Source organism: Arthrobacter sp. Leaf337, from assembly GCF_001423745.1.
In the GTDB taxonomy this organism is placed as follows: Bacteria; Actinomycetota; Actinomycetes; order Actinomycetales; family Micrococcaceae; genus Arthrobacter.
Window position 1 is genome coordinate 181,447 of record NZ_LMPC01000006.1, and the last position, 8,799, is coordinate 190,245.

The following is an 8,799-nucleotide window of genomic DNA, read 5'->3' on the forward strand; positions in this document are numbered from 1 at the left end:
CTAGCTAGCAGTAGACGTCGCGAAAGAGCGCGATCACGACGTTAACTGCCAGTCAGTTGGGAAAGAGAGCGCTAAGGGTGGGGCTCAGGCTTCCGGGGCGTCGGCGATGGCGCGGCCGCGGACTTTGCTGACGTGATCGGCCATGGCTGCCGCGGCCGTCTCGGGGTCTCCCGTGGCCATCGCATCAAGGACGGCCTGGTGTTCGGCGATGGCGTTTTCCGCATCCGTGATGCCCACGCCCCCGAAGAGCCGGAACCGCTGCACCTGGCCACCCAGCGCGGCATAGGCAGCCACCATGAACTGGTTTCCGGTCTGTTCGGCGATGAGGCGGTGGAACCGCTCGTCGGCTTCGAGGTAGTCACGGAATTCAGCGAATGACGGGCCCCGCGGTGCGGTCTTCAGGTCAGTCACCGCTTGTTCCAGCTGGGCGAGCCGTTCCGGGGTCAGGCGTGCGCAGGCGAGGCGTGCATTCACCGGCTCGATGGCCAGCCGCGCTTCCATCAACTCGGCGAAGTCCTCGCGTGTGAAAACCGGGGCCACGCGGTAGCCCTTGAGCGCCACCCGGCGGACCATGCCGGTGTGTTCCAGCCGGGCCAGGGCTTCGCGGACCGGGGTGGGCGAAACGTCGAGGTCGCGCGCCGTGCCGTCAATGCTGACGGTGGCGCCCGGTTCCAACCGGCCGTCCATCAGTGACTCCAGCAGTTCCTCGTACACGTGGTCCGCCAGCACCTGGCGGCTCACGGGCTTGCCTTTTCGACTGCCGGGACTGGTGCTTTGGGACGGACGCTGCATGTTCAGATCCTATAGGGCAGCCTCCGGCGCGGCCTGCATGGCCGGTCACAAAGCGGCGGACAGCACAACAGGCGGGCGCAATGGGGTTGCGCCCGCCTGTTGTACCAAGGCCTGAAGACCCGAAGAGGCTAGTTCTGCGACTCCTCGTAGAACGGGTAGTCCGTGTAGCCTTCGGCGCCGTCGGCATAGAACGTGGACTGGTCCGGTTCGTTGACCGGGAGGCCCTCACGCCAGCGGCGGACGAGGTCCGGGTTGGCAATGGCCGGGCGTCCCACCACTACAGCATCGGCATGGCCGTCGGCAACGAGCGCGATGGCCTCTTCGCGGGTGGTGATGACGCCGAACCCGGTGTTGACCAGGAAGGGTCCGTTGAACCGGGAACGCAGGTACTGGACCAGGTCGCCGGCGGGCTCCTTGTGCAGGATGCTCAGGTAGGCCAGGTTCAGCGGCGAGATGGCGTCCACCAGCTGGGAGTACGTCGCGCGGGCGTCCGCGGCGTCCGTTTCGAGGGCGCCCTGCACGTTGTGTTCGGGCGAGATCCGGATGCCGACGCGGTCGGCACCAATGGCCGCAACGACAGCCTGCACAACCTCGATGACGAAGCGCGCCCGGTTCTCGGGCGAGCCGCCATAGATGTCGTCGCGCTGGTTCGACGACGGGGCAAGGAATTCGTGCAGCAGGTAACCGTTGGCGGAGTGCAGCTCAACGCCGTCGAACCCTGCCTCGATCGCGTTCAGCGATCCCTGGACGATTTCCTGGAGGATGCCGGGCAGTTCGGCTGTGGTCAGGGCGTGCGGCACGGGGTGTGCCTGCTTGCCCTTGTACGTGCGGGTCTCCGCCTCGACGGCGATGGCGCTCGGCGCGACCACCTGGTGGCCGCCGTTGATGTCCTCGTGCGAAACGCGCCCGCCGTGCATGATCTGCGCGAAGATCCGGCCGCCTTCGGCATGAACAGCGTCCGTGACTTTCTTCCAGCCGGCAATCTGCTCCGGCGTGACAATGCCGGGCTGCCCCGGGTAGGAGCGTCCTGCGGGGCTGGGGTATGTGCCTTCGCTGACGATCAGGCCAAGCGAGGCGCGCTGGCGGTAGTGCTCGGCAACGACAGGGGCGGGTACCCCCGCTTCGCCGGAGCGGAGACGGGTCAGCGGGGCCATCACCAGGCGGTTGGGCAGTTCGAGCTCGCCGAGAGTCAACGGGGAAAACAGCATGCGCAGTTCCTTTCAAAGCGGATTGGGTCCACTGAGCCCAACTGCGAGGCGCCTGCAACTATTCCGGATGAGACTCGGATCACTACGGATGCACGATGATCTTCACCGCCGTGTCGTTGTGGTGGATCAAGGTGTCGAAGCCCTTGTCCACGAGATCGTCCAAGGCAATGCGTCCCGTGATGAAGGGTTTGAGGTCGACTTTCCCTTCCTGGACGAGTTTGATGGCGGCCGCGTGATCGCCGCGGTAGGCAATCGTTCCGCGCAGGTCGATTTCCTTGAGGACGATCTTCTGCATGTCCACGGTGGCCGGGCGCCCCCAGATGGACACGTTGACCACCACCCCGGCGGGCTTGACGACGTCGAGCATGGTGTCCAGCACCGCGTTCACACCGGCGCATTCGAACGCTGCGTCCGCACCTGCTCCCCCGGTAAGTTCCAGCACCCGCGCCTTGACGTCGACTGCGCTGGGGTCGAGCACATGATCCGCGACGCCGGATGATGTGGCTTTCTCTTTGCGCGCGGCAGACAGTTCGGTCACTACGGTGGTGACGCCCAGCCCTTTCAGGACGGCGGCCGTGAGCAGGCCGATGGGACCCGCACCGCCGACGACGGCGACGTCCCCGGCTTTGACGTCGCTTCGGCCCACTGCGTGATAGGCAACGGCGAGGGGTTCGATGAGTGCGGCTTCGTCGAGCGGAATGTCGCCGACCGGGTGGACCCAGCGCGAATCAACCACGATCTTTTCGCTGAGTCCCCCGCCGCCGCCGGCAAGCCCGATGAAGCCCAGCTTGGTGCACAGGTTGTAGTTGCCTGCCCGGCACGGTCCGCACTCGTCACAGACGAAGTAGGGCTCCACCACCACGCTGTCGCCCACGGACAGGCCGGTAACGCCTTCGCCCAGTTCCTCGACAGTGCCGGAGAACTCGTGACCCAGGGTGACCGGGGCCTCCTCGTGTGAGAGCCCGTGCGGGTGTCCGGGCGGCGGGGTGAAGATGGGGCCTTCCAGGAATTCATGGAGGTCCGTGCCGCAGATCCCGCACCAGGCGACGGCGATCTTCACGGCGCCGGGCCGCAACTCCGGCTCCGGAACGTCTTCGATCCGGAGATCCTCGCGGGCGTGGAAACGTGCTGCTTTCATGGTGTTTTCCTTCGTTTACGTGGCCGTGGATGCAGCCGGTCAGGCGCATCCACGGCATGTCGTTGGAGTGTCACAGCAGGAGGTCGTCACCCCCAGTGTGGTCCCGAGGGAAGGCGGTTGTCACGGCCCCTTGGGTCAGTTTGGTCAGCGCGTGTGGTGGGTGGGCTGGAGCTCGTAGACGGGCGTGGGCAGTCCCTCCATCCGCGCCTTGAGCTGCAGGGCCAGGTAGTTGGAATAGTGGCGGCTCTGGTGCAGGTTGCCGCCGTGAATCCAGAGATTCTCAACGTTGGTGGGCTTCCACATGTTGCGCAGCTCCCCCTCCCACGGCCCCGGATCCTTGGGCGTGTCCGAGCCGAAGCCCCAGCACTTGCCGACGGCGTCCGCCACCTCGGGTGAGACCAAGTCGGCAAGCCAGCCGTTCATGGACCCGTAGCCGGTGGCATAGATGATGACGTCGGCTTCGAGCTCCGCTCCGCTGTCCATGACCACGGCGTTCCCGGTGATCTTGGTGACCTGTCCGTTGGCGAGCTTGACCCGGCCGTCAATGATCAGCTGGGAGGCGCCGACGTCGATGTAGTAGCCCGAGCCGCGCCTCAGGTACTTGAGGAACAGTCCCGAACCGTCCACCCCGAAGTCCAGGTCGAAGCCGGCGGCCTCAAGCTGCGAGTAGAACCCGGCGTCGCGCCTGGCCATTTCCTCGTAAACAGGGATTTGGGCTTCAGGCAGGATCCGGTAAGGCAAGGACGCGAACAGGAGATCGGCTTTCTCCGTGGTGACGCCGTTGGCGAGCGCCTTCTCCGAGTACAAGTCGCCAAGGGCCAGGTCCATGAGTGACTCGCTGCGGGCAATGTGAGTGGAAGACCGCTGGACCATGGTGACCTCCGCGCCGTGTTCCCACAGGTCGGCGCAGATGTCGTGCGCCGAGTTGTTGGACCCGATCACCACCGCCTTCTTGCCCGTCCAGTCCCCGCCGCCCGGGTGCTTGGACGAGTGGTACTGCTGCCCCAGGAAGGACTCGGCGCCGTCGAACGCTGGAACATTCGGATAGCCGGAGACGCCCAGGGCGAAGACGAGCTGCTTGGGCCTCAAGGTGACCGGTTCGCCGTCGCGCATTACCTGCACGATCCACTCCTGGGACGCTTCATCGAAGCGGGCGTTGGTGCATTCGGTCTTGGACCAGTAGTTGAGCTCCATTATCCGGGTGTAGTGCTCAAGCCAATCGCCGATTTTGTCCTTGGCCGCGAAAACGGGCCAGTCGTCCGGGAACTTCATGTACGGCAGGTGGTCGTACCAGACGGGATCGTGCAGATGGAGTGACTTGTAGCGGTTCCGCCAGGAGTCGCCGGGGTTCTCGTTTTTCTCGATGATGATCGTGGGCACACCCAGCCGGCGCAGCCGTGCACCGAGTCCGATGCCGCCCTGGCCGCCGCCAATGATCACGGTGTAAGGCTGGTCTTCGTATCCCAGGCGGGCTTCCTCCTCTTCCCTGAGTTCCAGCCACGATTTACGGCCCTTGCTGATCTGGTGCGCCACACCCTTCTCACGGTTGGGGCCCTTTTTCTCCTCAAATCCCTTCAGTTCTTTCATGGTGGTGAGCAGCGTCCAGCATTTGCCGTCGCGGAGCCGCAGGTGGGCGTGGCCCCGCGCCTGGGCGGTTTCGAAATCCACCCAGGCCTCGGTGTTCGCCGCGTCCCCGGTGGCATCCTCGGCGAGCGCCCAGTTGCTTGGCTGCACGTCCTTCAGAGTGGCATCCAGCATGCGCTTGATCTCAGCCTTGCCCTCGAGCGTCTTGAGGTTCCAGGTGAAGGACACGAAGTCCCGCCAGTAGGGTTCGTTTTCAAACAGCTGCAGTGCGGCATCGGTGTCCCTGCTGCGCAGCGCCTCATCGAACTGCGCCAGCCAGGCCTCCACGATGCCGTTTGGTGTCTCAGGCATGATTCCTCTTTTCGTTGCTTTCAGTGGGCCGCTCCCGGTCCGTCTTGCGACGACCGTCCCGTGACCCGCATCACAAGTAAAGGCCCCAGAGGGTTACAATCGAGTGACACGGCCCCCTCCCCGATTACATCGAGTGGTCCGAGCACGATTCGATGACGAGTTGGGAGATTGCGGATGCGGACGGGCACCGGCGCGATCACCCATCTTCGCGACCTGCGGTTTACCGCTCCGGCGGAGTACGCGCGTACGCTGCGGAAAGCCCACGAAGCTACTATTTCGGGCAACCCCGATCCTTCAATTTCGCCAGCCCTCATCAAGTCCTGGCAGCGTTCGCTGGCGCTTGGTATCGACCCCGATCAACACCGGCCCCTCCACCGGCATGATGTGTCCGAGGCACGCTCACTCAGTGCCGACCACCGCTTGGCCACCGTGATGCCGGCGTTGTCCCAGCTGCTGGCTGACGAGTCCTCGGCGGGCCGCCACCTGCTGATCGTCACGGACCAACAAGGTGAGGTGCTGTGGCGGGTGGGCAGCCGGCAGGCACTCAGGCTGGCTGACTCGTTGGAGTTTGTGGAGGGCGCCGACTGGTCCGAATCCGGCGTCGGGACCAACGCCATCAGCGAGGCGCTCGTGACGGGTGCGCCGGCGCAGCTGTTCTCTGCCGAACACCTGGTGCGCACGCATCACGACTGGGCATGCACTGCGGCACCCATCCGCGATCCGTACACGGGTGAAGTGGTGGGAGTGCTTGATGTCTCCGGCCCCTTCGAATCGGTCACACCGGACAGCCTGCGCATGGTGCGCTGCGGGGTGCGGCTGGCGGAGGAGTTGCTGAGGTCTGCCGGCGCTCCGGCGGCCAGGCAGCAAACGGGTGGCGCGGTTCGGTCGGCGCTGACGCTGACGCTGTTGGGTGACAAGCCGAGTGCCGAGCTCGACGGCGGTGCCCGTCTTCCGCTGACGCTGCGCCGCGCCGAGATCCTGGCTTTGCTGGCCTCCCGGACTCAGGGGTGGAGTGCCGATGAGCTGGCGTATCGGCTGCATGGCGAGGACGGCGCGGCCACGGCCGTCAGGACCGAGATGCATCGGATCCGCGGCATCCTCGGCAACGTGGTGGAACCGAACCCGTACCGCTTCTCGTCGGCCGTCCGGGTGGTCACGGACGCATCCGTGGTCGCCGATCACTTGCGGGACGGTCGGGTGGCGCAGGCGCTGGCCGCTTACCCTGCGAAGCTGCTCAACCGTTCGGTGAACCTGTCGATTGAGTTGATGCGGGACGAGCTGAATGAAGCCGTGGGCGCGTCGGTCCGCTCCAGTGGCGACGCTCAACTCATCATGCAGTGGTGCGCCAGCGACATGGGTGCTTCAGATACCGAAGGCGCCGCAGCCATGGCCCGCCTGATCGGGCCGGGCGATCCGCGCTTTCAATTGGTCCGGGCGCGGATGGAGCGGGTGGACCGGGAACTGCAGTCCTAGCCTGGGGTGGGGCTGGTCTGGCTAGGGAGCTGTTCGACTAGGGGGCTGGCGGGGCAACTCCAGGGCAGCCTTGGCCTTGCGGGTTCCTGATGCAGTCGTCAGCGTAGTTACGGGTGATGGAACGCCACACACTGATGGTTTGCGGTGGCGAACTGAACTGGCCTTGACCAGGGATCGGCAGCGGCGGGCCGTTATTGACGGAGTAAGTTCCGTGGAAGTGCGTCGTGAGCACCACCTGGAAGTCGCCGGTCTGCGTGTAGACGTGGCTGGTGCGGGTGTTTTCACCCCACCGGTCCTGCGGGAGTGGCCCGCCTGCCGACTGCTGAGGCCCAAATATTGTCCCATCGCCGTAGTTCCAGGTGTATTGGACCGGGGTCGCCACCACATGGACCTTCTGGGCCAGGATGGTGATGTCGAACGTCTGCTCCGCCGAGTCCGTGAAGAAATTTGTCTCGGCTCCGCGAAGGGTGTGTGGGCTCGGCTGGGCCGTGACCGTTCCTGCGGCCACTGGCAGCTTCTGGAACTCGCTCTGAATCAGGGCCGCGATGCGGGGAAGCAGGTCTTCGGGTCGCGGATCGAAAAGACAGGTGGGACCGGAATGGAAGGTCCATGTTGGATCCGCCAAGCCCTTGGGCGCTTTCAACCACACCACTGGTATTCCATCTTTGCCGTCGGGGCCGTTCTTGCATTCCAACTGTCGCGCTAAACAAGGTGTATCGAAATCTGCACCGCCCAGGTGGCACTGGAGTTCGTACTTGTATTGGTTGGGGTCGGTTGCGGTTCCGCTCGTAGATGGAACGAATGTCCCGGTTTCTGGGTCGATCACCCAGATTGTCTTTGATCCTCCGACGTCAACGCCTCCAGGGGCGAAGCCCGCTAATGGCCCCTCATCAGATCCCTCGGATGCCGCTAGCGGCGTGTATATGGCGGCATGGGCCATTGCCGCTAACAACACGGAAACAATAAGTCTCTTCGTCCACGCTCCCCCTTTCATGGATTCGGCTAACCGTTGAGACGTTGCACGTCGGCAAGCTGCCAGCCCTTAGGAGACCTGTTAGCCATAAAAATCTGAGCGACATCCGAAGCAGGGATCACACTGTCCGACTGAGAGCCATCTGATTTGTATGCCCGAATTTCCGATTGCTGGACTTGAACTATCACCTGATAGTTTCCATCCGAAGCCACTTTGAAGGTCGTTTCAATTGCCGGCGTTGTGATCTTGCCGCCCTCAAGCCATCGGCCACCTGAGTTCCAGTTAGCTATCACCTTCTTTGCCTCGTCGCAGTTGGCGCAGCCCGTGCCAGAAATTTCATCCATTGGAGACGTGTCGCCGGTTTCGTAGGCATAGCTAAGTGTCGAGTACCAATACTGGGCGAATGCCTCGAGCCCCTCCTTCGTCTCCGCCTTCGCGGCCTCAGGCAGCACCGGAACGGGAACATTCTGGGCTTTTCCCTTGGCGTCGGCCGGTTTGTACGCGGCGGACGGTGTCGGCGTCGGGCTTGGCGTGGACGTGGCAGAGGCCGAGGCAGACGCAGACTCCGAAGGTCCGCCATTCCCCGGCGTATTGCTGCCTCCGTTGCACGCGGTAAGTACCAGGACAGAAGCGACGAAAACTGCAGCTGCGGAATAGCGCAACCGTGCGAAAGGCAAAGTACGAGATGTCATGGGCAGCTATTCCCCCGATAGTTTCAAGACGTCCGAGCCGCCCGCAATAAATCCGGACGATGGTTAAAGGGTAACTGAGGTCACACTTTGATGCCCAAAGTTATCCACAGCCTCCGGTGTATCAACCACGGCTTCAGGTAGGAAGTCAGGTAGAAAGTCGCACCGTCCGGTCAACGCCAAAAACTGCTGCCCAAGTTCAGCGCCTACTCTTTGTTGAATTCCCACAAAAAAGCCAACAAAAAGCCAAACTAGCGTCAGAGGCGACCAGCCGCCCAGCGAGAAGGACCCATCAATGACGATTCAGGCAGCCGTTCCTACCAGCGACGCAACAGGCGACACCATCCTGGAAATAGCCCGCGAGCAGGTCCTCGAAGACGGCATCGGCCTGACCCAGCCCCAGCTCGAGGAAGTCCTCCGCCTCCCGGACGTAGCGCTTCCCGCCGCCCTTCAACTGGCCCACGAGGTGCGCCTGAAGCACTGCGGCGAGGATGTCGAGGTCGAGGGCATCATCTCGATCAAGACCGGCGGCTGCCCCGAGGACTGCCACTTCTGCAGCCAGTCCGGCCTCTTTGACAGCCCGGTAAGAGG

The 8,799-nt window shown here is 63.8% G+C and carries 7 protein-coding genes and 1 pseudogene; 2 read left to right on the top strand and 6 right to left on the bottom strand.

Annotated elements, in window-relative coordinates; all coding sequences use genetic code 11:
* Nucleotides 1-84 precede the first annotated feature (84 nt).
* From ASF98_RS07075 to ASF98_RS07090, 4 genes are all read right to left on the bottom strand, one after another.
* On the bottom strand, nt 85-792 hold the full coding sequence (locus ASF98_RS07075; protein WP_055799438.1) for a GntR family transcriptional regulator: 708 nt from the start codon (nt 790-792) through the stop codon (nt 85-87).
* 128 nt (nt 793-920) lie between these two features.
* The gene (locus ASF98_RS07080; protein ID WP_055799441.1) at nt 921-2,000 is read right to left on the bottom strand and encodes an alkene reductase; all 1,080 of its coding nucleotides are present in this window, start codon (nt 1,998-2,000) and stop codon (nt 921-923) included.
* Between the two features lie 82 nt (nt 2,001-2,082).
* Nucleotides 2,083-3,138, bottom strand: coding sequence for a 2,3-butanediol dehydrogenase (locus tag ASF98_RS07085; RefSeq protein WP_055799444.1), 1,056 nt, complete (start codon nt 3,136-3,138; stop codon nt 2,083-2,085).
* A 144-nt stretch (nt 3,139-3,282) separates the two neighbouring features.
* Nucleotides 3,283-5,073: an NAD(P)/FAD-dependent oxidoreductase gene (locus ASF98_RS07090; protein ID WP_055799447.1), complete on the bottom strand. Its 1,791-nt coding sequence runs from the start codon at nt 5,071-5,073 to the stop codon at nt 3,283-3,285.
* Nucleotides 5,074-5,247: 174 nt separating this feature from the next.
* Between ASF98_RS07090 and ASF98_RS07095 the strand changes: the two genes are divergently transcribed.
* Complete coding sequence (locus ASF98_RS07095) at nt 5,248-6,546, top strand: helix-turn-helix domain-containing protein (protein ID WP_055799448.1); 1,299 nt, start codon at nt 5,248-5,250, stop codon at nt 6,544-6,546.
* A 37-nt stretch (nt 6,547-6,583) separates the two neighbouring features.
* On the opposite strand, the gene ASF98_RS24090 is transcribed toward ASF98_RS07095, so the two are convergent.
* On the bottom strand, nt 6,584-7,198 hold the full coding sequence (locus ASF98_RS24090; RefSeq protein ID WP_235505666.1) for a PKD domain-containing protein: 615 nt from the start codon (nt 7,196-7,198) through the stop codon (nt 6,584-6,586).
* Between the two features lie 350 nt (nt 7,199-7,548).
* Nucleotides 7,549-8,211: a DUF6318 family protein gene (locus ASF98_RS24095; protein ID WP_156372327.1), complete on the bottom strand. Its 663-nt coding sequence runs from the start codon at nt 8,209-8,211 to the stop codon at nt 7,549-7,551.
* Nucleotides 8,212-8,503: 292 nt separating this feature from the next.
* On the opposite strand from ASF98_RS24095, the pseudogene ASF98_RS07110 reads away from it, so the two are divergent.
* A pseudogene (locus ASF98_RS07110) lies at nt 8,504-8,799 on the top strand (biotin synthase BioB); the annotation flags it as partial.